Origin of the sequence: Ruminococcus sp. AF20-12LB (genome assembly GCF_003478985.1) — a bacterium.
Lineage (GTDB): Bacteria > Bacillota > Clostridia > Lachnospirales > Lachnospiraceae > Blautia_A.
On the sequence record NZ_QUGH01000004.1, the window covers coordinates 91,742 to 117,561 of the forward strand.

The 25,820-nt window shown below is 42.3% G+C and carries 21 protein-coding genes and 1 pseudogene; 18 read left to right on the plus strand and 4 right to left on the minus strand.

Going from position 1 to position 25,820, the window contains the following annotated elements; genetic code table 11:
- Positions 1-27: 27 nt before the first annotated feature.
- Together DWX61_RS06525 and trmL are read left to right on the plus strand one after the other, a co-directional pair.
- A complete protein-coding gene (locus DWX61_RS06525; RefSeq protein ID WP_182433957.1) occupies positions 28-645 on the plus strand; it encodes an AIR synthase-related protein in 618 nt (205 codons plus the stop codon).
- Positions 646-717: 72 nt separating this feature from the next.
- Entirely contained in the window at positions 718-1,218 is a 501-nt protein-coding gene (gene trmL, locus DWX61_RS06530; RefSeq protein ID WP_118514668.1) for a tRNA (uridine(34)/cytosine(34)/5-carboxymethylaminomethyluridine(34)-2'-O)-methyltransferase TrmL, read from the plus strand.
- 101 nt (positions 1,219-1,319) lie between these two features.
- Here trmL and DWX61_RS06535 read toward each other — a convergent pair whose 3' ends face one another.
- The 3 genes from DWX61_RS06535 to DWX61_RS06545 are packed head-to-tail and all read right to left on the minus strand — an operon-like array spanning position 1,320 to position 5,825.
- On the minus strand, positions 1,320-2,729 hold the full coding sequence (locus DWX61_RS06535; RefSeq protein ID WP_118624386.1) for a sensor histidine kinase: 1,410 nt from the start codon (positions 2,727-2,729) through the stop codon (positions 1,320-1,322).
- Entirely contained in the window at positions 2,726-3,427 is a 702-nt protein-coding gene (locus DWX61_RS06540) for a response regulator (protein WP_015524367.1), read from the minus strand. The genes DWX61_RS06535 and DWX61_RS06540 overlap by 4 nt, the downstream gene beginning before the upstream one ends.
- Positions 3,428-3,443: 16 nt before the next feature.
- Positions 3,444-5,825, minus strand: coding sequence for an endonuclease MutS2 (locus DWX61_RS06545; protein WP_118624388.1), 2,382 nt, complete (start codon positions 5,823-5,825; stop codon positions 3,444-3,446).
- A 307-nt stretch (positions 5,826-6,132) separates the two neighbouring features.
- Here DWX61_RS06545 and DWX61_RS06550 point away from each other — a divergent pair, with 307 nt between their 5' ends.
- The 3 genes from DWX61_RS06550 (at position 6,133) to DWX61_RS06560 (ending at position 9,952) form a co-directional block, all read left to right on the plus strand.
- Positions 6,133-7,080 (plus strand): 3'-5' exoribonuclease YhaM family protein, encoded by a 948-nt coding sequence (locus DWX61_RS06550; RefSeq protein ID WP_092071451.1) that lies wholly within the window; start codon positions 6,133-6,135, stop codon positions 7,078-7,080.
- 3 nt (positions 7,081-7,083) lie between these two features.
- A complete protein-coding gene (gene rlmD / locus DWX61_RS06555; RefSeq protein ID WP_118624390.1) occupies positions 7,084-8,451 on the plus strand; it encodes a 23S rRNA (uracil(1939)-C(5))-methyltransferase RlmD in 1,368 nt (455 codons plus the stop codon).
- A 280-nt stretch (positions 8,452-8,731) separates the two neighbouring features.
- Positions 8,732-9,952, plus strand: a complete 1,221-nt coding sequence (locus DWX61_RS06560; protein ID WP_118624392.1) for a hypothetical protein — start codon at positions 8,732-8,734, stop codon at positions 9,950-9,952.
- Between the two features lie 58 nt (positions 9,953-10,010).
- On the opposite strand, the pseudogene DWX61_RS06565 reads toward DWX61_RS06560, so the two are convergent.
- Positions 10,011-11,009 (minus strand): annotated as a pseudogene (locus DWX61_RS06565) (SNF2-related protein); the annotation flags it as partial.
- Here DWX61_RS06565 and DWX61_RS06570 point away from each other — a divergent pair.
- From DWX61_RS06570 to DWX61_RS06635, 13 genes are all read left to right on the plus strand, one after another.
- Positions 10,950-11,636 carry a type I restriction endonuclease subunit R, EcoR124 family gene (locus tag DWX61_RS06570; protein ID WP_330674906.1) on the plus strand — a complete coding sequence of 229 codons (687 nt, stop codon included), beginning with the start codon at positions 10,950-10,952 and terminating at the stop codon, positions 11,634-11,636. The pseudogene DWX61_RS06565 and the gene DWX61_RS06570 overlap by 60 nt on opposite strands.
- Positions 11,637-11,667: 31 nt before the next feature.
- Positions 11,668-14,154, plus strand: a complete 2,487-nt coding sequence (locus tag DWX61_RS06575) for a DUF8426 domain-containing protein (RefSeq protein ID WP_118624394.1) — start codon at positions 11,668-11,670, stop codon at positions 14,152-14,154.
- Complete coding sequence (gene mcrC / locus DWX61_RS06580) at positions 14,151-15,188, plus strand: 5-methylcytosine-specific restriction endonuclease system specificity protein McrC (RefSeq protein ID WP_118624396.1); 1,038 nt, start codon at positions 14,151-14,153, stop codon at positions 15,186-15,188. Before DWX61_RS06575 ends, mcrC begins: the two co-directional genes overlap by 4 nt.
- Positions 15,189-15,202: 14 nt before the next feature.
- Positions 15,203-16,249, plus strand: a complete 1,047-nt coding sequence (locus DWX61_RS06585; protein WP_118624398.1) for a virulence RhuM family protein — start codon at positions 15,203-15,205, stop codon at positions 16,247-16,249.
- Positions 16,250-16,930: 681 nt separating this feature from the next.
- A complete protein-coding gene (locus DWX61_RS06590; protein ID WP_118624400.1) occupies positions 16,931-17,755 on the plus strand; it encodes a hypothetical protein in 825 nt (274 codons plus the stop codon).
- A gap of 89 nt (positions 17,756-17,844) precedes the next feature.
- Positions 17,845-19,140 (plus strand): hypothetical protein, encoded by a 1,296-nt coding sequence (locus DWX61_RS06595; protein WP_118624403.1) that lies wholly within the window; start codon positions 17,845-17,847, stop codon positions 19,138-19,140.
- Positions 19,141-19,643: 503 nt separating this feature from the next.
- On the plus strand, positions 19,644-20,486 hold the full coding sequence (locus tag DWX61_RS06605; protein WP_118624405.1) for an AAA family ATPase: 843 nt from the start codon (positions 19,644-19,646) through the stop codon (positions 20,484-20,486).
- Positions 20,487-20,536: 50 nt separating this feature from the next.
- Positions 20,537-22,018, plus strand: a complete 1,482-nt coding sequence (locus DWX61_RS06610) for a DNA topoisomerase (RefSeq protein ID WP_118624407.1) — start codon at positions 20,537-20,539, stop codon at positions 22,016-22,018.
- The gene (locus DWX61_RS06615; protein ID WP_118624409.1) at positions 22,015-23,937 is read left to right on the plus strand and encodes a recombinase family protein; all 1,923 of its coding nucleotides are present in this window, start codon (positions 22,015-22,017) and stop codon (positions 23,935-23,937) included. The genes DWX61_RS06610 and DWX61_RS06615 overlap by 4 nt, the downstream gene beginning before the upstream one ends.
- Positions 23,934-24,317, plus strand: a complete 384-nt coding sequence (locus DWX61_RS06620) for a TnpV protein (protein WP_118624411.1) — start codon at positions 23,934-23,936, stop codon at positions 24,315-24,317. Before DWX61_RS06615 ends, DWX61_RS06620 begins: the two co-directional genes overlap by 4 nt.
- 109 nt (positions 24,318-24,426) lie before the next feature.
- A complete protein-coding gene (locus DWX61_RS06625) occupies positions 24,427-24,675 on the plus strand; it encodes a hypothetical protein (protein ID WP_003023122.1) in 249 nt (82 codons plus the stop codon).
- Entirely contained in the window at positions 24,653-24,961 is a 309-nt protein-coding gene (locus DWX61_RS06630; RefSeq protein WP_071143748.1) for a molecular chaperone, read from the plus strand. The genes DWX61_RS06625 and DWX61_RS06630 overlap by 23 nt, the downstream gene beginning before the upstream one ends.
- Positions 24,962-25,175: 214 nt before the next feature.
- Positions 25,176-25,652 (plus strand): hypothetical protein, encoded by a 477-nt coding sequence (locus DWX61_RS06635; protein WP_003023125.1) that lies wholly within the window; start codon positions 25,176-25,178, stop codon positions 25,650-25,652.
- Positions 25,653-25,820: the final 168 nt, after the last annotated feature.

The window sequence follows — 25,820 nt, forward strand, 5'->3', positions numbered from 1 at the left end:
CGCTTATCATTTATTAAGGCGGCAGTTATGAAACTTGGAAAAAAGGCACTGGAGGCGCTTCAGGCAGAGATAGACGGGCGGCTTATGCCGGGAGATGAGCTGATCGTGGCAGGCCCTGTGGCTGCAGAAGGAACTGCATGGATCACAAAGAATTATCATGACAGACTGCGGGATGTTTTTGCAGAACGGTTTCTAGAGGATGTTGTGAAGCTTCCGGAGGTTTACGGAATAGGAACAGAAAAAGAGAATAATAAGATCTGGAAAATGGCGGAAAAATCCGGAGCCAGTGCCCGATATCTGATGGGAGAAGGTGGCTTTCTTGCTGCCCTCTGGAAAATAGCGGAGGCATCCGGGGTAGGTCTTAGCGCAGATCTTCGGAGTGTGCCCATCCGACAGGAAACCATAGAGATCTGTGAGGTCTTTGATGTGAATCCGTACAAGCTCTTTTCCAGCGGAAGTATTCTTCTGGGAATCCGTGGAGGCGATGCGTTTGTGCAGCAGCTGCGGCGAGAGGGGATCATGGCAGCAGTGATCGGACAGACCGATTCCGGAAATGACAGGCTTCTTTACAGCGGCGGAAATGCCAGATATCTGGAACGGCCGGCAGAAGATGAAATCAAAAAGCTTGGCTTTTTGATTTCATGAGCAAGCAGCGAAGCGGATTGCGAATGCATATTTTGTATATTTAATGTTATGTAGAAAAGAGGAAAATAATAAATGGGAGTTTTGAATATTGTGCTCCATGAGCCGGAAATTCCGGCAAATACAGGAAATATCGGCAGAACCTGTGTGGCAACAGGAACCAGGCTGCATCTGATCGAACCGCTTGGTTTCCGCCTGAATGAAAAGGCCATCAAGCGTGCAGGTATGGATTATTGGGAACAACTGGATGTGACCAGATATCTGGACTATGAGGATTTTCTCAAAAAGAATCCGGGAGCAAAGATTTATTACGCAACTACCAAGGCACCTCAGACTTATACAGATGTGCAGTATGAGGATGACTGTTTCATTATGTTTGGCAAGGAGAGTGCGGGAATCCCGGAGGATATTCTGGTGAACAATCAGGAAACCTGCGTGCGGATCCCGATGATCGGAGATATCCGTTCCCTGAATTTAAGCAATTCAGTTGCCATTGTGCTTTATGAGGCGCTGCGACAGCATAATTTTACGCATATGAATCTGGAAGGCCATCTGAGAAATTACGACTGGAAATAAGCCTGCAAAGAGTAAATAAAAACCTCTGATCTGGAAATACTGTAGGAGATATTGAGAGATATTTCTTTTACAGCCTTCCGGATCAGAGGTTTTTTGATGTTTTATTTTGTTTTTTCCAGTGTAAAGATAAATTCTGTTCCAACACCTACGGTGCTGATCACATTGATGTTCTGCTTATGAGCGTTGATGATCTCTTTTACAATGGCAAGGCCAAGTCCGGTACCCTTGCGGTCTTTTCCACGGGAGGCATCGATCTTATAGAAACGGTCCCAGATCCTGGAAAGACTTTCCTTTGGAATTCCGGTTCCATGGTCTTTGACTGAGACAAAAACCTTGCCATGGTTGACGGTGGTTTCTAGTGTGATGGAAGAATTGTCACTACTGAATTTTACTGCATTGTCCAATAAATTGTACAGTACCTGCTGAATCTGTTCCATATCTGCACGGACAAAAAGCTCTTTTCCCGCAAGGAGGAGCTCCAGACGGATGTTTCGTTCCGAACAGGTTCCTTCAAAGGTGGCGGCTGTGGTACGGATCGTTTCATTGATATCAAAACGCCGCATATGCATCATACGCTTTTTGACATCCAGTTCGTTTAAGGTAAGGAGACTTCGGGTAAGCTTCTCCAGACGGGTGGATTCAAAAGCAATGACCCTTAGATAACGGTCCTGCATTTCCGGTGGGATGGTACCGTCCAGCATGGCTTCCACATAGCCTTTGATGGAGGTCAGAGGTGATCGGAAATCATGGGACACATTGGAAATGAACTGCCGTTGATACTCTCCGTTTTTGTTCAGCTTGTCTGCCATGTAATTCAGGGAGTGGGAAAGATATCCCATCTCATCTTCAGAATCTACGGGGATCGTGTAGGAAAGATTTCCGTTGGCAAATTCCAGGGCACCCTTTAAGATTTCTTTCAGAGGTTTATGGACCCTGTAAAAATAGATCAGAAGAAAACTGAAAAACAGTGCATAGATCACAATAAAGATCAGTACCATAACCTCTACGATATTGCTGCGGCTTTCGTAGAGGTTTTTCATAGGATAGTGGATTACCAGATAACCGATCACCAGATCTGTATCTTTTATGGGAACAACTGTGCTTAACTGTGCGGTTTTTAATGTCCCGTAAAACGTACCGGAAGAATAGCAAGTATCTTCGTAATCTTCCGGCCGGAAGCTCCTGACGGTGATAGCACCGGAATCAGAGGACTGCTGGTTTGTGTTTATCAGAACGGTCCCATCTGTATCCATAACCCAGAAATCTGTATTTTGAAAGGCTGCTGCTGAGGAAAGAGCCAGGATGAGGGATTCGTTTTTGGGGCTTTTTACAGCCTGACGAAGTTCATTTTTGGAAACCAGCTGGCTGGCAGTGCGGTAAAGAGACTCTCCGGTAGAGCGCTCCAGCCTTTTTTCTACCAGGTAGGAGCCGCCGGAGGAAAGCAGCAGAAAGCAGATTCCGCCCAGCATAAAGTACAGGATCAGCAGTTTAGTATAAAGATGCAGTTTCATGAATCCTTTACCTCAAATTTGTAACCGATTCCCCAGACTGTGGAAAGAGCCCAGTTTGGGTTATCCTTGATCTTTTCACGGAGACGTTTGATGTGAACGTCTACGGTTCTGGTATCACCAATGTATTCATAGCCCCAGATGTGATCCAGAAGCTGTTCTCTTGTGAAAACCTGATTGGGAGAAGCTGCCAGGAAATAGAGAAGCTCCAACTCCTTTGGCGGCATATCAATCTGGTGTCCCATATAAGTTACAGAATAGTTGGTTAGGTTGATCACCAGATCCGGATAGGAAACACATTTTTCCTTTGGCGCGGCAGACGGAGATTTTACATGAAATCTGCGCAGTACCGCACGGACACGTGCCACCAGCTCTTTGGAGTCAAAAGGCTTGATGATGTAATCATCCGCTCCAAGCTCCAGTCCCAGGACTTTGTCAAAGGTTTCTCCCTTGGCGGAAAGCATAATGATCGGTACATCGGAGGTGTGACGGATCTCACGGCATACCTGGTATCCGTCAATGCCCGGAAGCATGAGATCCAGAAGGATCAGATCCGGGTGAAAAATATGGAACTGCTTCAGGGCTTCCTCGCCGTCATTTACGATCTTAGTCTCAAAGCATTCTTTTGTAAGATAGAGAGCAACCAGCTCTGCAATGTTGTTGTCATCGTCAACAATGAGGATTTTCTGTTTTGTAGCCATGGTTTCAGCTCCTTTTTTATTTCTTGAATTCTACAATGGTCACGCCGGCATCGCCTTCTCCGAATTCGCCGAGACGGAAGGAAGCTACGTGCTTCTGGCGCTTCAGGTAATTGTGGACACCTTTGCGGAGGGCACCGGTACCTTTTCCGTGAACGATACGGACGGATTTCATGTGTGCGATATAGGCGTCATCCAGATATTTATCCAGCTCTGCAACTGCCTCATCTACGGTTTTTCCAAGAAGATTGATCTCTGTGGAAATGCTGGCTGCCTTGGACATACGGATCTTTCCGGCACCGGTGCGTTGCATGGACGGAGTGGTGATCACCGGTTCGTCCACAAGCTCCAGATCGGAGATATGAACCTTGGAACGGATGATACCCATCTGCACAAAGAGATATCCTTTGGAATCCGGATGACTGGAAACTGTTCCCTTGAGATTCAAGCTGAGCACCTTTACGGTATCGCCAAGAGAAAGATCGGATGGTTTCAGCTGTTTTTTTGGCTTTTGCTTCTGCTGTTTGGAAGACATTCCGGTTTCGGCTTTTGACATACGTTTTTTCAGGTTCTGGCGCTCTTTTTCCACGGAAGCGGTATCTACGTGATCCTTCTGGAATTTATGGAAAAGCTTCATGGTCTGATCTGCGTATTCCTTGGTATCGCGGAGGATCGCATGTGCCTGTTCATTGGCTTCTCTGAGAATCCGCTCTTTACGTTCATCCAGCTTTTCTTCTTTTTCCTGAAGGGATTTTTTCAGATCTTCTACCTGTTCTTTATAACGGGCAATTTCAGCACGCTCGTTTTCGATGGTGACACGGCTCTGCTCCAGGGATGTCAGAACATCTTCAAAAGATTCATCCTGCTCGCTAATCTGTTCCTTTGCTTTGTCGATGATGAAATCCGGAAGCCCCAGCTTGGAAGAAATGGCAAATGCGTTACTTTTTCCCGGAACACCGATCAGAAGGCGGTAGGTCGGACGTAAGGTTTCTACATCGAATTCACAGCAGGCATTTTCCACACCTGGAGTGGAGAGGGCATAGATCTTCAGTTCGCTGTAATGGGTGGTTGCCATGGTACGGATACCCTGCTCGTGAAGATGTGACAGGATCGCAATGGCAAGAGCGGCACCCTCTGTAGGGTCAGTACCTGCACCAAGCTCATCGAAGAGGACCAGGGAATCCTGATCTGCGGATTTCAGGAAGGAAACCACGTTTGTCATATGAGAGGAGAAGGTACTTAAGGACTGTTCAATGCTCTGCTCATCTCCGATATCAGCATAAACCTCGCGGAAAAGTGCAAGTTCGGAACGATCGAGCGCCGGGATATGGAGACCTGACTGTCCCATCATGGTAAGAAGACCTACGGTTTTCAGAGAAACAGTTTTACCACCGGTGTTTGGTCCGGTGACAACCAGGAGGTCAAAATCATCCCCGAGACGGATGTCAATAGGAACGGCTTTTTTCTTATCGATCAGTGGATGACGGGCTTGGCGAAGCCGGATCCGGCCTTCTGTGTTGAAAATAGGTTCACTGGCGTTCATGTCCATGGCAAGTGCAGCACGGGCAAAAATAAAGTCCAGCTGCACCATGATGGAAAGATCTGCGTGAATAGCCTCCAGCTCAGCAGCTACCTGCTGGCTTAAGGATGCAAGGATCACTTCGATCTCTTTCTGCTCTTTCAGCTCCAGCTCGCGGATGTCGTTGTTTAGCTTGACAACAGCCATGGGCTCAATGAAAAGGGTGGAGCCAGTGGCGGACTGGTCGTGGATCATACCGGGAACCTGCCCTTTATATTCAGCTTTTACTGGGATACAGTAGCGACCGTCACGCATGGTGATAACGGAATCCTGAAGATAATTCCTAGCACTTCCTGCAACCAGAGAAGAAAGCTGGGTGTGTATCCGGTCGTTGGTGGCTTTGATGCTGCGGCGGATCTGACGAAGTGTACTGCTGGCATCGTCACTTATCTCATCCTCAGAAAGGATACAGCGGCGAATCTCTGTACTGAGGGGCGTCAGAGGCTCCAGTGACGCAAACATTCCATCAAGGGAATCAGTCATTCCGTCATCACGATCACTTCTGGAATAGGCCTTTACACGACCGGTATTCTCGAGAAGACTGCAGACAGAAAGCAGCTCCGGTGCATTCAGAGCGCTTCCCACAGTAAGACGTTTTAATGTGCCGCGGATGTCCTTGACGCTGCCGAAGGAAATGCCGCCTTTTTTGAACAGGCGTGCAAGGGCATCGTGTGTCTGCAGCTGCATGGACCGGATTTCCTCAATGTCTGTGGAAGGGGTAAGCTTTCGACAGAGATCTTTTCCCATGGGGGAGGATGCCTTGTCTGTGAGCAGATCTATGATTTTATAGTATTCAAGTGCTTTGTATGCTTTTTTGTTCATTGTTGCTATAGTTACTCCTTTTTGTTACTTCTGTTGATTCTGTGCTTTTCTGCGTAACACAGGATATGCAAAAAAACACTTCGTTTCCTATTTTACATGATTTCCATAGCAAAGGAAAGTAAAATGTGTTATGATACTGAATAAAGCCCGGAAGTAAGTGGAAATTGTGCAGAAATGCCAGAAAGCCCGGACCGGGATGCGGCCAAAGATCATAAAGAAAGTCTGGCTATGAATGCAAAGTGTGAAGCGGATGTGTTCGTGAGTATGTCTGCTTTGAAAGTAAAAAGAACAGAAAGGCAAGAATTTTATGCGTTTTTTAAATGAATTACATGAGGGAGACAGAGTAAACGGGATCTATCTCTGCAAACAGAAACAGGCAGCTACAACGAAGAATGGCAAGCCCTATGAGAATCTGATCCTTCAGGATAAAACAGGTGTGATCGATGGTAAGATCTGGGATCCCAATTCTCTGGGAATTGATGAGTTTGATGCGTTGGATTACATTGAGATCATGGGAGATGTGACAAGCTTTGCAGGCGCCATGCAGCTGAATATCAAGAGAGCACGCAAGGCAGGAGAAGGGGAGTATGATCCGGCAGATTATCTTCCTACCAGTGAGAACAGTGTGGATGATATGCAGAGCCAGCTGCGAGAGCTTATCAACAGTGTGAAGAATCCCTATCTTTCCCAGCTTCTGAAGAAGCTTTTTGTAGAAGATCAGGAATTTATGAAGATATTTGAGGGACATTCTGCAGCCAAGACCGTACATCACGGCTTTATCGGCGGACTGATGGAACACACTCTTGGAGTGACACGTCTCTGTGATTACATGGCAAATGCATATCCGGTTTTAAACCGTGATCTTCTGATCACAACCGCACTTCTTCATGATGTGGGCAAAACGAAGGAGCTTTCTGCTTTTCCGATGAATGATTATACAGATGAGGGACAGCTTCTGGGACATATTGTGATCGGGGCACAGATGGTACATGATCTTGCAAAAGAGATCCCGGATTTTCCGGAGAAGCTTGAAAATCAGGTGATCCACTGTATTCTTGCACATCATGGTGAGCTGGAGTACGGTTCTCCCAAGAAACCGGCACTTGCGGAGGCAGTTGCCCTGAATCTGGCAGACAATACAGATGCAAGGATGGAGACACTGACAGAAATTTTCCACGCAGACAAAGGCAAAAAAGAATGGCTTGGTTTCAACCGGCTTTTTGAGTCCAATTTAAGAAGAACAGGAGATATTTAATACATGGAATTCCGTAAAAACGATATACTCACTTTAGATATAGAGGATTGCGGAGTTGACGGTGAAGGTATCGGGAAAGCCGATGGCTTCACCGTTTTTGTGAAAGACGCCGTGATCGGAGACCGGATCAAAGCCAAGATCATCAAGGCAAAAAAGAACTATGGCTATGGCCGCCTGATGGAGGTGATCACGCCGTCTCCATACCGTGTGAAGCCTGCCTGCTCCATTGCCCGCCAGTGCGGAGGATGCCAGCTTCAGGCATTATCCTACGAGCAGCAGCTGAAATTTAAAGAGAAAAAGGTTCGTGGACATCTGGAAAGAATCGGAGGTTTTCAGAATCTTGATATGGAACCGATCATGGGGATGGAAGACCCCTATCATTATCGAAACAAGGCACAGTTTCCGGTAGGAAAAAATAAAGACGGAAAGATCATCACAGGCTTTTATGCAGGAAGAACCCACTCCATCATTGATAACCGGGAATGTATTCTGGGAGTGAAACAGAATAAAGAGGTTTTGGACCGTGTGATCGGACACATGGAAAAATATCATGTACAGCCTTACGATGAGACTACGGGAAAAGGTCTTGTACGTCATATTATGATTCGTTATGGCTTCCATACAGATGAGATGATGGTCTGTCTGATCTTAAACGGAGATAAGATCCCTGCAGAAAAGGCTCTGGTGGAATCACTCTGTGAAATTCCGGAAATGACCAGCATTACCATCAATGTTAATAAAAAACGGAATAATGTGATCCTGGGTGATCAGCTTCGTCTCCTTTGGGGACAGTCCTATATAACGGACAGCATCGGAGATATTTCCTATCAGATTTCTCCCCTGTCCTTTTTCCAGATCAATCCCATCCAGACCGAAAAACTGTATGGAAAGGCTCTGGAATATGCCGGCCTTACGGGAAATGAAACTGTATGGGATCTGTACTGCGGGATCGGAACTATCTCCCTGTTCCTGGCCCAGAAAGCAAAATTCGTCCGCGGTGTGGAGATCGTACCACAGGCCATTGACAATGCAAGAGAGAATGCGAAGCTCAATGGCATTGAGAATGTAGAGTTTTTTGTCGGAAAAGCAGAGGAAGTGCTACCGAGAGAGTATGAGAAGAATGGCGTTTATGCAGACGTTATCGTGGTAGACCCGCCACGGAAGGGCTGTGATGAGGTGCTTCTGGATACAATCCTTAAAATGAAGCCGGAGAGGGTTGTGTATGTGAGCTGTGACAGTGCGACACTGGCGAGGGATCTGAAGGTGCTGTGTGCGGAGGATTATGAACTGATGCGGGTTTCTACTACTGATATGTTTCCGCAGGGAGTCCACATTGAGACGGTCTGTTTGCTGTCAAAGAAAGATAAATAAGTGCTGAAAAGTGGCGTATTTCCGGGCTTTTTGCGAGGTGAGCATCATCAGAGGAGCCTTGTGAAAAGCTTGGTTTTCTTGTATGGAAACATATCTACTGAAAAAACGGTCAAAGGGTTTAGGCTGTGGAGTAGATGTCGTGGGTTGTGGCACTAGGATAGATGTTATCAAAGGTGCAAACTCAATTTGAGTGAGTGATTTAGATGTTGTCTAATCCGGCAACTCGACTGTTGGCAATATAGCAGGCAGTGGATTAGATGTTATGGAAGGAGGTACACCAATGGGGGATTCTGTATGGATTTGGCCTTCAGCGGATATGGATTTTTGGAAAATCAATAATGAAGAGACATCCGTAATTATTAAGTGGAGTAGAAATTGTTTTGAAGATTATAAGGCGCTCTCATACCATTTCTATGAGTGTGGATATAAAACATTTGCAGATGTGATTGAAAGTGGGCACGATAATGTTAAATCGGATATGTGGTTTCTAACAGGTATATTTTTGTTACGTCATAGTCTTGAACTTGGCTTGAAATCTTTACTATGTCGAGTATTACCTCGAAAGAGAGATATTCAAGATTCTTTCGAAGACTGCTGTCATGATGTATCTATGTTGTTAAAAAAATACATAGATACAGGTAGAGAAAGCTTTTTGACTAATGAAGAGACAGAATGGTTGACCACTTATTTAGATTCGTTGGAGGAAGTCGATAAAAAATCGGATATGTTCAGATTTCCATTTGAAGATGACTTTCTTTCAAAATACAGAGATAAGTTTTTGGACAATGTGGATGTTGCCAATAATTTGTTACAAGCATTTGCGTTAGTAAAGAAATGTATTGAGAAAGGAATTGTTTTTGAAGAGGATGAATTTGACCACAACTTAAAACCTGAATTCTTTGTTTTTGCTTCACATGGATTTGGAAATTGCTATTTGTGGCAAAGAATTTCAGATGAAGGCTTCCACGTCAAGGTCACTGGATATACCGAAGTGATTGATTATATCTATAAAAATCATCAGATATCAAACAAAGTTAAATTATATCCGCTTATTTTTATGTTCCGAAATACTATAGAGTTATGTTTGAAGAGATTATTTTATAGTAGGGTAGAGGATGGTGTACCGTTAAAAGTATTCAACTCGAAACGAAAAAGCCATTATATAAAAAAAGATTTATGGAAAAATGTAAAATCGGTAATTGTTAAATATGCGAATGATTCTGGTGAAGATTTGGCAATTGTAGATATCGTTGAGAAGCTACTCGATGAAATAAATTCATTAGATAAAAACGGAGATAATTTCCGATATCCTACATCATACAGTTTGGAGTATCGAATTGATAACAAAAAAATGGATTTGAGTAATGTGTATGTGTATCTAAAAGCAATAATAAACTTTCTTGAAGGGTGCGATTCTATGCTTGATGCAATTGCAGATTATGAAAGTGAAATGAAGGCAGAATACGAATCCGAAATGATGGCAAATATGGATTGGTATTAGAATCTTTGATATTCGCGAAAATTACAAAGCCTATTATAGAAACAATAGGAGGGTTAAAATAAATGGAATACATAGGAATATCGCCATTGTTCCAATCAGTGATATCCTTGCTGGATTTTATCTCCCGGACGTCAAAGCGCTTCTTGATTCGCTGTAGGTCGTGCTTGAACCAGTAAGCTACCAGGAGTGGTTTGCCATTGGCGGCTTCGATAAGATCCTCTAAGGCATCCAGCTTCCGATCATGGAACTCGATGATATTGCCGTCATCATCATAAATGGCACCGTTGGCCAGCTGGGAGAGTTTACCGGTAAGAGAAGCCGCATTAGCAGCCGTGATTTCTCCTTCCGGGAGCTCCAATATAAAGTCTGCCTTCAGATCCTCGTAGCGTTTTTCTTCCTCCTCGGATAGTTGCACTTCGTATTGTGATGTAATCAGCTCCGGCATCTGCAGGTGATCAGTGGATTTCATGGAAATCGTGATATCCGATATTCTCCGGTAGATGGCATCCTCCGCATAAGCCATGGGCTTGTAAGAGTAGATGATCTCGCCGTTTCGCTTGTCCGGGATAAAGTAGTTGTTGCGGTAGTGGGTGATGAAGCGTCCTAAACGTTCTCCAAAATCCAGAAGCTTGAATTCGGCCCACAGATCCATAAGACCATTGGAAGAAGGTGTGCCGGTAAGACCGATGATTCGTTTAACTTTAGGTCTGACCTTCATCAGAGATTGAAATCGCTTCGACTTGTGATTCTTGAAGAAGGAAAGCTCATCAATGACGACCATATCGTAATCAAAATCAAAGCCACTGGAATCTATCAGCCAGCCAAGGTCCTCACGGTTAATGATGGTGATGTCGGCTCCGGTCAAAAGTGCAGCGCATCGTTCCTTCGGTGTCCCCACGCAGACAGCGTAGGTCAGATGCTGTAGGTGCTCCCATTTTGCAATTTCCGCAGGCCAGGTATCATGGGCTACCCTTAAAGGCGCGACCACTAGGATGCGGTGTGCCTCGAAGCTGTCAAACAGCAGGTCTGCGATGGCAGTCAGGGAAATGATCGTCTTGCGATTTCTGAAAGAGATCTTCAGGATTACCTTGGAAAGTATCAGGACTTAAGAGATGAATGGAAGCAAAAAAAAGAAAATGGCGAGAGCACTGATATTATCGATGATATTGTTTTTGAAGTTGAGCTTATTAAGCAGATCGAGATCAATATCGACTATATTCTGATGCTTGTAAAAAAATATCATGACACTCACTGCGAAGATAAGGAAGTGCTGATAACAATCCATAAAGCAATTGATGCCAGCCCAGAGCTTCGTAGTAAAAAACAACTGATTGAAAACTTTATTGCAGGGATCAATGATGTCGATGATGTAATGACCGAATGGAACGGCTATGTTGCTGAACAGCGTGAAGCAGATTTGGAAGCTATCATTAAAGATGAAAAGCTCAAGCCGGAAGAAACCCGTAAGTTCTTAGAGAATTCTTTCCGAGAGGGAGAAGTTAAAACTGTCGGCACAGATATTGATACAATTATGCCACCGGTCAGCCGCTTTGGGGGTGGTAATCGTGCAAAAAAGAAGCAGACGGTTATTGATAAGCTAAAAACTTTCTTTGAAAAATATTTTGGAGTTGGCGGTCCGGTAAAGTTCATAAATACAGAGGATGGGAATCAGTCAGACATATAGAGTGTTGTATTCGACAGGAGGTGTGACGTAGATGCAATATGATTGGATAGATTTTTACACAGAGTTTGCAACGAAACTCATGCCTTTCAAAGCTGACAGAAAGGCACTAATTCAGAAACTATATGCGGTGTATAACATGGCAGGAATGAGCGTTCCTAAGCTTGAAAGTGGCGATGAGATTATTGACATCGACCCATTTACTATCTTTGGAACCTTTAATAAGGGAATAACAAATGCTAATAGAATTGCTATTCTTAATGGGATAGCATCAGAGTTTGGGATTGCTACAAATGTTCCGAGCAATTTTGATGGAATTCCGGTTCTCAATAATCTGAAAGCAACATTCTATGGATTTAAAGATGATAGAAAAGCAGGTGATATTGATAATCTGTGGAGATTGTTTGAAACTGCTCTTGTACTTGCCGATAATGACACAGCAGATAACCGCCGGAAATTTTCTGACGTTTATGATATGGTACATGATCAGCTTTGCATTCGCTGGAATATTACGATGGGCCTGTATTGGATTCGTCCTTATTCATTTATCAACCTGGATTCCAGAAATCGCTGGTTTATAGCTAATGCTCAGAATATGCCGGGTGAATTTGTTGTGGCCGCTGAGAAGAAGTTGAAGAAAGTTCCATATGCAGCAGATTATCTTGAAATAAAGGATCTGTGTAAAAAAGTTCTGGATGCGGGTCAATATGATTACAAGAGCTTCCCGGATTTATCCTATACAGCATGGATTGTCTCTGAGAAAGTAAATCAAGAGAAGTCTGTTGAAAAAGGCAAAAAGACTTCCAAAGCAGAATTTCTCAAATGGTTTATGCCATTATTACAGGCGCTGCGTGATCTGGGAGGATCTGCGACACCAGCAGAGGCAAGAAAGAAAATCATAGAAAACGAGCACTTGTCGGACGAGGTAGTAAATGAAACCAGAGGCAAAACACAAGTTAACAAATTTGAAAATGAAGTTGCTTTTGCAAGAAATTATCTCGTCGGAGCGGGCTATATCGATAAGAGCGTTAGAGGCGTGTGGACACTTACCGAGGCAGGAAAGACAGTGGAATTAACAGCGGAGATGGCATCAGATATTTTCAAAAAAGGCGTCTCTGATGCAAAGAGCAATAAAACGAATGATAGCGATGCTCTTGCAGACAACGATATCGATACCGTTCGTTATTGGCTCTATGCTCCGGGGCAAGGTGCTGATAAATGGGAAGAGTGCTATAAGAATGGCTATATGCTGTTGGGCTGGGGAGAAATTGGAGATCTTGGAGTATTCAGCTCTAAAGATGAAATGAAACAGCAGATGAAGCAGGAATATGGCGATAGTAGCTCTTATAAGAATTCAGCTCATGCTACATGGCAGTTCGTCCATGATATAAGGGTTGGTGATGTTGTATTTGTGAAGAAAGGCAACAATGGCATTCTTGGTAAAGGAATCGTTGAGTCTGACTACGAATACGATGCTGATCGTGCAGATGAGTATTCAAATGTCAGAAAAGTTAACTGGACCAATAAGGGTAATTGGACAATTAACCATCAGGCACCGCAGAAAACTTTGACTGATATTACTCCATATAGTGATTTTGTGCAGGAAATCAAAGACTTATTTGAAGACGATGATATAGTTGACGACGAGCAGGAAGTTACCTATCCAGAGTACACAGCGGAGAATTTCCTAGATGATGTCTATATGTCTGAAGAAGACTATTCCAGATTAGTTGGCTTGCTTAGAAATAAGAAAAACATTATTTTGCAGGGCGCTCCAGGGGTGGGAAAAACTTATGCTGCTAAGCGCTTGGCATATTCCATGATGGGTGTAAAAGATGTAGAGCGTGTGATGATGGTGCAGTTCCATCAGAGTTATTCCTATGAAGATTTCATTATGGGTTTTCGTCCATCTGCTACAGGATTTGAACTGAAGAAAGGTGCATTCTATAACTTCTGTAAGAAGGCTGAGATAGACAGTGATAACGAGTATTTCTTTATTATAGATGAAATCAATCGTGGAAATCTGAGTAAGATTTTCGGTGAGCTGTTTATGCTGATTGAAAATGATAAACGAGGAAATGCGCTGCAGCTTCTGTATTCGGATGAAAAGTTTGCAGTTCCGAAGAATGTCTATATTATTGGTATGATGAATACTGCAGACAGAAGTCTTGCTATGCTGGATTATGCACTTCGTAGAAGGTTTGCTTTCTTTGATATCAAGCCAGGTTTTGAGACTCCGGGGTTCCGTGAGTATCGTATGGCATTAGATAATGAGAAGTTCAACAAACTGATCAGTTGCGTCGAGAGTTTAAATAGAGAGATTTCTGTCGACGAATCTCTGGGCGAAGGGTTCTGCATTGGTCACAGCTACTTCTGCAATTTACAGCCTGATACAATTGACGATAGTTGGCTTTATGGTGTTGTAGAATATGAGTTGATACCTTTGTTGAAAGAATATTGGTTTGATGAACCTGTGAAGGTGAAAGATTGGAGCGAAAATCTAAGGAGTACGATTAAGTGATACCGATTCAAAACATCTATTATATGCTGTCCTATGCATTTCAAATATTGAATGAGCAAGGTTATAAGAATATAGCCACAGAACAATTTAATAATACTGCTGAGCTGATGGCGGCTATCTTGGAAAAAGGTATCGCAATTCAGCTAAAGCGAGGACTGGGTAAAGAATATATTCCGCAGACGGAGGCGCTCTCTTCTCTGCGAGGAAAGATTGATATTGCAGAGTCCATCAAGACACAGTCAATGCTACGGAAACAGCTAATCTGTACATATGATGAGTTTTCGGTTAACAGTATCATGAATCGGATCATCAAATCTACAATTGAGATCCTCCTGCGCTCGAATATATCGAAACAGCGAAAGAAAAATCTTAGAAAATTAATGCTGTATTTCAGTGAGGTGGATTTTATTGATTTGTATACGGTAAATTGGAATGTTCAGTACAATCGAAACAATCAGACCTATCGTATGCTGATCTCGATATGTTATTTAGTAGTAAAGGGTCTGTTGCAGACTCAATCAGATGGAAGCACCAAACTGATGGATTTTCTGGATGAGCAGCGTATGTGTCGATTGTATGAAAAGTTCATTCTGGAATACTACAGGAGAGAGTTTAAAAATCAGATTACGGCAAATGCATCACGGATTCCGTGGCAATTGGACAACGACGAGAATTCTATGCTGCCAGTGATGCAAAGTGATATTATGCTCCAGCGTGATGATAGAGTTCTTATCATTGATGCAAAGTACTATGAGCATAGTATGCAGGTACAGTTTAACAAGCATACACTTCACTCGGCTAACCTTTATCAGATTTTTACTTATGTGAAGAATAAGGAATACGAATTGAGAGAGAAGGACCATACGGTTTCAGGAATGCTTTTGTATGCGAAGACTGATGAAGAAATATATCCGAATAATGTATATCAGATGAGTGGTAACCAGATCACAGTCAGGACTCTGGATTTGAATTTACCATTTATAGAAATAGCAGAGCAGCTAGATACAATAGCAAAATTGCATTTCAGTTTATAAAGGAGGCATCCTATTTGAAAAAGAAAAAAGACGAAATAACTATCCGTTCCAGTGCAGCAGAATACTTAACCTATGTTGCCTCTGTGGGTGATCAGCAGGACAGCATTGAGATGCGCTACGAGGATGAGAATATATGGCTGACACAGAAGATGACGGCCACATTGTATGGCGTGGATGTTCGTACAATCAATGAGCATATTAAAAAGATTTATTCTGACTCAGAGCTTGAGGAAGATTCAACTATCCGGAATTTCCGGATAGTTCAAACCGAAGGTTCACGTCAGGTGACTCGTGATACAAAGCATTATAATCTTCAAATGATTATTGCGGTTGGATTCAAAGTGAATAATGAGCGAGCGGTGCAGTTTCGCAAGTGGGCCAATGGCATTGTGAAGGACTACACCATCAAAGGCTGGGTCATGGACGATGAGCGTCTGAAAAATGGTGGATCTGTGCTCACAGTGGAATACTTCGACCGTTTGCTTGAGCAGATTCGTGAAATCCGTCTTTCTGAACGTAGATTTTACCAGAAGATAACGGATATCTATGCTACAGCTCTTGATTATGACCGAACAGCGAAAACAACAAAGCAGTTCTTTGCAAAAGTGCAGAACAAGATGCACTATGCAGTTCACGGACATACAGCAGCGGAGTTGATTTATGAGAGGGCCGATGCTGATAAGCCACATATGGGATTAACCACTTGGGCAGCAGCACCGGAAGGCAAGATTGTAAAAAGTGATGTGAGCGTTGCGAAGAATTATCTTTCGGAGAAGGAAATGCGGTCACTGGAGCGTATTGTATCCGCTTATCTGGATTTGGCAGAGGATCGTGCGGAACGTCACATTCCGATGACGATGGAGGATTGGGCAAAGCGTTTGGATTTATTCTTGATGGCCGACGACAGAGAGGTTCTTCAGGATGCAGGCAAAATCACTGCTGAGATTGCTAAGGCAAAAGCTGAAACTGAATTTGAAAAATATCGTATTATTCAGGATAGACTGTTTATGTCTGACTTTGATAAGTACATGCTGGAACTGGAAGAGAATGTGAAGAAGTAGCAGCATCGCCATTAAAATTTTCAGCTTGCCAAGGTCGAGTGCATGGGAGGTGGGGCATCAGTCAGGGCTAAAAATAGCCGTTGACCTGTTCTATGTACGAAGAACAGACAAGGTGGAGACGATGGCGGTTCTCTGTTAAATTTGACTTTTATGTTGGAATCACTATAATAGTAGAAACGAATAAAAAAGTTGAATTTTTTCCGTGGACGGGCGAGGTTCAGACTGTGATATGGATAACGAAATGTATCAATACTTTTTGGCTACAGAATATGTTGATATGTTTCCGCAAACAAACGGAGATATTTTGCTACAGTCTATATTAGTCTGGACCGGTTCCCGAAAACTGACATCAATCTGGACGTATCGTGCCACGTTGAGATGTTCTGCTTAATGTCTAGGAAAGAGAAATAAATAGCGAAAAGTAGCGTATTTACGGGCTTTTTTGAGATTAGGCAATAGCTCAGGAGAGTCCGTATTGCTTATATTGGAACATATCTACTGTAAAAACGGTCAGAGGGTTTAGGCAGTGGATTAGATGTCGTGGGTTGTGGCATTAGGATAGATGTTATCTAGGGTGCAAACTCAATTTGAGTGAGTGATTTAGATATTGTCTAATCCGTCAACTCGACTGTTGGCAATATAGCAGGCAGTGGATTAGATGTTAAGGAAGGAGGAGTTTTCATGGAAGATATTTTTACAGGTGATATTTTTGAAAAAATTGAACCGCCGCACGGTGTATCTTTCAAGATTGTGGGGACTGCATTACTTACAAATCAAGATATTTATTTTGTAGCTAAGTGGCATGAGATTTTTGAACGCTATACTACAGCTAGACTTTTTGTAAGAAAAGCTTTAGAGGATAACTGGGAGTACTGGTTTAATAGGGTCGATGACGAGAAGGTTCAGCATGCAATTGAAAATAAATTCAAGGCTGAATTATATGAAACAGCCTTATTAAGCTATAACATTTTGGTTGACCTTACATGGGCATGGACTTATGTTTCTGCAGAATATCTTTTATACACATTTGACGAAGAAGGAAATGTTACAAATGCGAAAGATGTATGTGGAATGCATCCAATTGAAGAAGCATATGAATTACTTCGAAAAACTGAAAACGGTGTATCTACTCCACATGCTGAAGGGAATCCATTCCATTATTTAAAGGTAATGAGACCGGAATTTTCCGATGCTGTAGATACTATAGTTGAATTTTGGAAAGTGTTCTCAAATAGCCCAATTAGAAATCTCTATAATTTTGTGAAGCATAAAGGAAAACCATTGTATGAGGAGGTTGAAAAACCACGCGGTGGAAAAGTTATGTCAATTCTTATTGGAAATGAGGAATATCCTTCTGATATTAGAGATGTCCAAAAAATGATAAGCGTGGAGGAAGGATTAAAAGAATTAATAGACTTCGACAACAATTTATTGTTTCCATATGTTGAGAAGCTGCTTAGTCAATTAAAAGTCGCAGTTGACCCTTCACCTATGGCATTTTTATGATTTTATGTGGTGATAAGTAAGAAAATTGAATGCTTTAATTCGCGAAAATTACAAAGCCTATTATAGAAATAATAGGAGGTTCAAAACATATGGAATACATAGGAATAGGTATTGTCATAGCTGTAGCAATAGTAGCAGGCATTATCATTTATACAAAATTTACGAAGTGTGAAGATATTCCATCAGGCGATTTGGTATCAGTGCCATCAACAGTCACCAGTGGGAAAGATGAGCTTGCTGAGATTCATCAGGAAAATGAACTCATTATTCAGATGGAGATGCTTCCAGCCGAAGCTATAGATGATGAAACTAAGCTGGTAGAAATTACAGATAGCAAAGTTCTGGCTCATGTTAATAATCTGGTTCCGGGATTAGCTCAGGCCGGGAATGCAGTCAATAATGCTGCGCAGGCTGTTCAAGCAGCGAATGGCGAAGTGTTATATCGTGCGGTTATTCCTGCTGGCGCCAAACTGACAAATTCTAAAGCAATGGAGGGTGCTGTTCGCGGTATCTATCATGGTGCTGATGGAATTAAAGGTCATGCCAATCTTGTGGCTGTAGAAGCACAAAAAGGAACTGCGGTTGTTGCAAATACTGCAGCAGCGGCAATGGGTGTTGCGTCAATGGTTGTTGGTCAGTATTACATGACTCAGATAAATGCTGAGCTGGGTGAAATCAGTAATGGCATTTCTCAGATACAGGATTTTCAGGATAATGAGTATCGCAGTAGAGTGTTTTCACTCGTGGCTCATGTAAAGAAGATTGCTGATTTCCAAACTGAAATATTAGAAAATGATGAATTGCGTCTTTCGAAGATTGCGCAGCTTGATAGTTTAGAAGAAGAATGTACACAGCTTCTTGGACAAGCCAATCTTACACTCGCAGGTTTCGCAAAGAAGACTGGTCTGGATTATGAATCCTACGAGAAGGCATTAGGTAATGCACAGAACTGGTTTATGTATCAGAAGTCATTATTAGATGTACTTTACAAGATATCAGATTTGAGATATACATTGCACTTGGGTGCTGTATCAAGAGAACAGTGCGTGGCGTTATTGCCAACCTACACAAAGCAAGTAAGCAATACGCAAGAAAGACTTACAGCATGGCATGATGGAACGACTCAGCGCCTAGGCATCGAAACTGACGAAATTCGCAGAAAAAGAGCTGGATTTGATAGCGTGATTCATTTCATACCCGGACTGTTTAATGATGATTTTAATTTCCGTTCAATAGAAAAGAAAACAGCAAAAATGATTACTGCGCAGGCATCTGGCCATGAATCATTACATGTTGTGGATACATCAGAGCTATATGCAGAAGATGTTCAACTAATTTCAAAAGATGGAAAGATTTATTATCTTCCTGAAAGAAAAGACAACTAATAAAAATAACCCTCTCAACCATCATGGCTGGGAGGGTTTCGTGCGTTTATGATTATCTTTCTACGTCGACCTTAAGCCCGGATTTTAATTCAACGGTGCAATGGTCGTCCCATATTGTGATTTGCTTAAGCCAGCGGTTTACAAGGGCTTCATCGAATACTGTAAGGTCGGAAGGTTGGTCTTTGATGAAATCCTGCAATTCTGTGATTCGCTGTAGCTGTTCATCACGTTGTACCGTATCCATTGAAGCTTGCTAGCGCTTTTCTCTGAGTGCAAAAATCTGGTCGGCAATCTCATCGTAGGCTTCTTTGTTGTTGGCTTTTTTAACAAGCCCCTGCTGAAGTTCCATAAGCTTCTCATGGAAAACACAGCTCAGTGGGCTTCAAAGTAACAATGATAAACTAAAATTCTTAAGATTATTACAGCTTGAAACTGAGCAGAAGGGTTTACAAGAAATAGAAAATGAGGTTTTAGGTCACTTATCTACCGCATTTAGGATTACTTTGGATGATGCGGACAAATTATTAGGAAAACTTGATCACGCATTAAGAAAGTGGACAACATCTGTGAGAAATACTTCTCGAATTTATGTGGAAGATGTATATGAAGCATTATCTATAGATGATTATATTTCTCCGTATAATCATGAACTAATGCCTGCTGAGCCATTTTTTGATAGCCGCAAGGATTTTGTAGAAGAGATTGAAAAAGAATTATTGTTTGGAAATGAAAAAGTTCTTTTCCTTTCAGGGATACCGGGAACCGGAAAAACAAATATAGTCAGTAAGCTATGCAATAAGAGAGACAGTATTATAAAAATTAAGTATTATGCTTATGAACCTATTCAGCTAGATAAAGAATACTTGCCGATAGATGTTTCGGAAAGGGTAAAAAAGGAACATTTCTGGAATGAGATGTTTAGCCAATTAAAACAGTGCTTAAAAGGTTCTTTACATAAATACAATGTGCCATTACAAAATTGCTTTATGTCGTTGGAAGAGATGAAAAAGCAGTTTTTTGAAATAGCGTCCGCGTATGCAAGAGATACTGGATGCACATTTGTTATTGCAATAGACGGAATAGATCATGCAGCACATGCAGGAATTGTTTCAGAAACATTTTTGGCTACATTACCTAGACCAGAATATATTCCGGACAATATAAAATTGTTGATATCCGGACAACCTCAAGAGTTTTATCTGAATTATCCATTATGGTTAAAGAGAAAAAATGATAGTGTAAGGAAAACTTCATTGATGATGAGGAGGATGAGCTTGAGAACGATTACGAAGAAGATTACGACGATGAGGAAGAGGAAGAAGCTGATTCGGATGAAGAATTTATGAAAAACACAGATGCTGAGGAAACAGATACAGAGAATGAGGAGGAATAAAAGATGCAGTTAGTGATCGCAGAGAAGCCGAGCGTGGCACAGAGCATTGCAGGTGTGCTTGGCGCAACAGAACGTAAGGACGGATACATGGAGGGCAATGATTATATTGTGTCATGGTGTGTGGGACATCTGATCGAACTTGCACAGCCGGAAAGCTATGATGAAGCCTTGCAGAAATGGACATACGAGAGCCTTCCGATCATCCCGGATACATGGCAGCATGAGGTTAAGAGTGATACAAAAGCGCAGTATAAGGTGTTGTATCAGCTCATGCACGATAACAGGGTGGACTCCGTAGTGTGTGCCACCGATGCCGGACGTGAGGGGGAACTGATCTTCCGCCTGACCTATAACATGGCAGGCTGTGACAAGCCGATGCAGCGTTTATGGATTTCTTCTATGGAGGAAAGTGGCATTAAAGAAGGATTTTCAAATCTCAGACCGGGAAGTGAATATGACCACCTGTATGAATCCGCACTGTGCAGGCAGGAAGCAGACTGGCTTGTCGGTATCAACGGCACAAGGCTTTTAACCGTATTATATGGCGGAAAGGCATTGAAGGTGGGGAGGGTGCAGATACCCACCCTTGCCATGCTGGTAGAGCGTGAAACAAAGATTATGAATTTCAAGAAAGAAGCCTACTATGTGGCTCATATCCTGGGCAACGGTCTGGATGCAGCATCGGAGTATATCCGTGACAAAGCAGAAGCGGAAAAAATCGCAGGAGCCTGTGCAAACGGACAGGCTCTTATGACCGCCGTGGTTAAGGAAGAAAAGTGGATTGCACCGCCCAAGCTCTATGACCTTACCACGTTACAGAGGGACGCCAATCGCTTATTTGGTTTTACTGCAAAGCAGACTTTGGAATATACGCAGAGCCTTTATGAGAAAAAGCTGGTGACATATCCGAGAACGGACAGCCAGTACCTTTCCGATGACATGGAGGGGACAGCGAGAAATGTGATCGAAGCGATTTTCAATTCGCTGTTGTTTGAGCAGAATATCATGTTCAACCCGGATGTGAAAAAGGTTCTGAACAGCAAGAAAGTAACAGACCACCACGCCATTATCCCGACAATGGAAATCATAAAACAGGACTTAAAGGTGATACCGGAGAGTGAAATGAAGATACTTTCCCTTTGCGCCAACCGCCTGCTCTGCGCAACTGCCGAGAAACATATTTACAATTCCACCAAAGCAGAACTTACCTGTAATGGCATAGTTTTCAAGGTTTCCGGGAAAGAAATCTGGAAAAATGGATGGAAGGATTTCGAGGACTTTTTCAAAAGTTCCTATAAGACCACGGAAGATAAGAAAGATTCCGATGATACAAAGAAACTGCCGGAACTTACCGAGGGCATGACAATAACGGTTGAAGATATCAGAGTATCGGAACATTTCACACAGCCACCAAAACACTTTACAGATGTGATATTTTGTGAGCGTAAGGAGTGGATAGGAATTGAAGAAAGGAGTTCAGCATGAAAAGAAAAAAAGATAAAAGCAATGGCATTACTGCTTTGTATGAAAGACTGTCTCGTGATGATGATAATGCTGGAGAGAGTAACAGTATAGTTCATCAAAAGCAAATGCTTGAAGATTATGCTATGAAACATGGTTTTACGAATCTTGTTCATTTTACCGATGATGGTTGGAGTGGAGCGACCTTTGACAGACCTTCATGGAACAGACTTGTTGAAGGTGTTAAAAACGGAGAAATCACTGCCTGTATCTGCAAGGATATGTCCAGAATTGGCAGAGATCATCTGCAAGTAGGTTTTTTCACTGACATTCTGTTTAGAGAAAAGGAAGTTCGATTTATAGCAATCAATAATGGTATTGACAGTGACCGTCAAGAAACCAGTGAGTTTGCCCCTTTTCTGAATATCATGAATGAGTGGTTTGTCAGGGACACAAGTAAGAAAATTAAAGCTGTACTGAAATCCAGAGGTTCTTCCGGCAACGCTCATACAAGTAATATCCCACCATACGGCTATTTGAAAGACCCCGAAAACCCCGACCATTGGATTATTGATGAAGAAGCTGCTGAAGTAGTCCGCAGAATTTATCGCATGACTATTGAGGGAAAAGGACCTTATCAGATAGCAAGAGAACTTTCAGAAGAAAAAATAGAAAGACCGTCTTATTATCTTGGAAAAAAGGGACTTGGAAATCATGCAAGCAACTATGACAAAGAAAATCCGTATATGTGGCGAGGAAATCAGGTTACTACTCTGATTGCCAGACCAGAGTATATTGGAAAGACTGTCAACTTCAGGACATTCAAAAATTCCTATAAGGACAAAAAGACGAAAAGGGCAGATAAGGAAGATTGGGTGGTTTTTGATGATACACAAGAGCCTATTGTCGATGAAGAAACATGGCTGCTTGCTCAAAAGTTAAGACAGAATGTAAGAAAAGCAGATCCTATGGGTGAGCCTAATGTTCTAACCGGAAAGATTTACTGTGCTGACTGTGGTGCGCCGATGTATAATCACAGGCAACGAAAAGGGCGTGAAAGAATATACTATACTACCAAAGGCGAAAAGCGGATAAGCCATTCAAATCCGGCAGATTGTTATGAATGTTCCACTTATAATCTTGCTTATCAGAAGTATGATCGGCACTGTACTTGCCACCATATTTCAACAAAAGCACTTAAAAGCATCATTCTGAAAACCATACAAGAGACTTGCCATTATGTTTCTTTGAATGAGCAGGAGTTTGTCTATTCTCTGCAAGAAGAATCGGCGATGAAAGATATTGCTGTTTCTGAAACTGTAAAAAACCGCATTGAAAGAAATCAGAAGCGAGTTCACGAACTGGATATGCTTATCAGGAAAATCTATGAAGATAATGTGATTGGAAGATTGCCGGACAGACTTTTTCAGAGTATGCTTACTGATTATGAAAATGAGCAGAACGAGCTAAACAAGATTATTGAGACTGACACCGCTGATATGCAACGGATTATAGGCGGTCAAAATAATGTGGAGCGTTTTCTAAAGCTGGTCAAAAAGTATGAGAAGATTACAGAACTTACTCCTGCCATGATAAATGAATTTATAGACAAAATTCTGGTTCACGAGCCACAAGGAAAAGGTGCAGACCGCACCACAGAGGTGGAGATATATCTTAACTATGTCGGGCAATTTCAAGTACCTGTGGAGCAGTATGAACCAACCGAGGAAGAAAGGATTGCTGCTGAAAAAGAAGCAGATCGACTTCGCAGAAAACGAGAATCCAATCGTAAGTATATGAAAAAGATTCGTGAGAAATCAAAAAAATTAGCGGAGTATGAGCGTATAGCAGAAGAAAAAAGTTCTGATAGCAAGCTGTGTGCTGAACAGAACGCCACAAGCAAATCAAATCGGCAAAAAGTGAAAGGAGAAAAAATAGCATGACAGAATTGAAACCACGAATCCATGACGAAAGTAACGGTCTGGACTATGTTCTTGTGGGCGATTACTATGTGCCGGACTTGAAGCTGCCGGAGGAACACCGCCCTATCGGTATGTGGGGCAGACTGCACAGGACATATTTGGAGCAGTACCGCCCTGCAAGGTTATCTGCCCTCTGTTTATCCGGCGAACTGCATACTTACCTTGCTGACCTGGACGAACAGGCAGCGGAAAGGTGCAGCCTTATCATTGAGCAGATGAAACAAGCCGAGGGTGTGACCGAAACCATGAAAGCAGACAATCAGATGTTGTGGGTACAGTCCATGAACTCTATCCGTAACCGAGCCGAAGAAATCATCAGACAGGAAATGATTTACTGCTGATTTTATCAAGTCCAAAACCAACAATTTTATATCGTCAACGAAGCGACAGGTATTTCCTTATGAAGTGTCTGTCGCTTTTCATTTATCAAACTTTAAGGAGGAAAACACAATGAAGATGAACCGGAATGAAATGGAAGCCCTTTATGCCTTTGGCTGTCCGAACCTGAAAGCAACTGTCGAGCGTTTGCGTATGGTGGCTGCCCTTGCACCCGATCCGGTGGCGAAGAAGCTGTTTTATATGCTTTCCGTCAAGCTGAGTGCTGAGGGTGTTGAAAGGTGGTATCGTTGCTTTTACCGCAGGCTGAGGGTGTTGAAAAACCGTAGGGAGGGCTGCTATGACGAGACTGACGAAGATTGAGAAAGAAACAATCGTTCTCTTTAATGAGGGCGAGGACAAGGCAAATATCTACACCCACAACGCCGGATTGAAAAAGAGGTTGGCTGCTTTTGCTAAGAAGTACCCTGACCTTTGCCGACTGGAAAAATCCAATGTTCAAGGCGGTGTTTCTTATGTGCTGGCAAAGTCCCGTCTGTCTATCCGCTTCCTGCCGCCTTACAGCGAGGAACGCAGACAGAAAGCCAGTGAATATGCGAAAAAGCATGGGCTGAACAGCCAGCAGGGATACTGTGATAATCAGGGCTGATATGCGGTTAAAATGTCAGGTGCAAACCTGATGTTTTGACCGTCGCCTATCGCCTGTGAGGAAAGTATCGGAGACTATAAATTTTACGGAAATGTGCGTTACAAGGTTTGAACAGGAACTCTGTACACAAAATTTTTTCTTCCATTCTTTAGGCTGATGAAGTATAATAGACAAAAGATAATTTTAGAAGTGAGCTTTTCGGGAGGCAGTATATATGGAAAAAAGTAAGGTAGAATTTGTATATAAAAATATTTCTTCATTAAACAAGATAAGTATAGTGAATAAAAAAATATTTCGTATTTTGCCATATATTTGTGTGCCATCACTTGCTATAGGGGGGATTGCGGTTTTCCTAAAAGAAATGTTGCCTATAAAAGGAGTGTTGCCTAATTATATTAGACTTGTTTGCTTAGTCATATTTTTCTTAACCTTTTTGATGTGGTTGGTGTCTTTCTTTTTTGAATACATTTTCCTGTTTTTATGGAAATGCCCTGTATGTAAAGGAAAATTTCCATGGTATAAGACTACTTTGGGATATTTAGGAGAAGAAGGAGGTAGTCTTGTAAATAAAGAAGTTAAAGATATTTGTGACCGCAAGAATAAGAAAATATCTTTAATTCAATATGAAAATAGCAATTTAATCATTCCCAAAAAGTGTCCGCATTGTGGTGAAGTTATATGGAAAAAATAATTTTTGTAGATTACCTGTAATCTGCCACAACTGAATATGACCGTTAAGGTCAGATGAAGAAACTGATGTATTGAGCGTAAAGCGATCATGCGTCGGTTTTTCTTATTTCATGAGCTGACAGAATTCCGACTGTATATCACCCGTGAGGAAAGTATCGGGGACTATGGA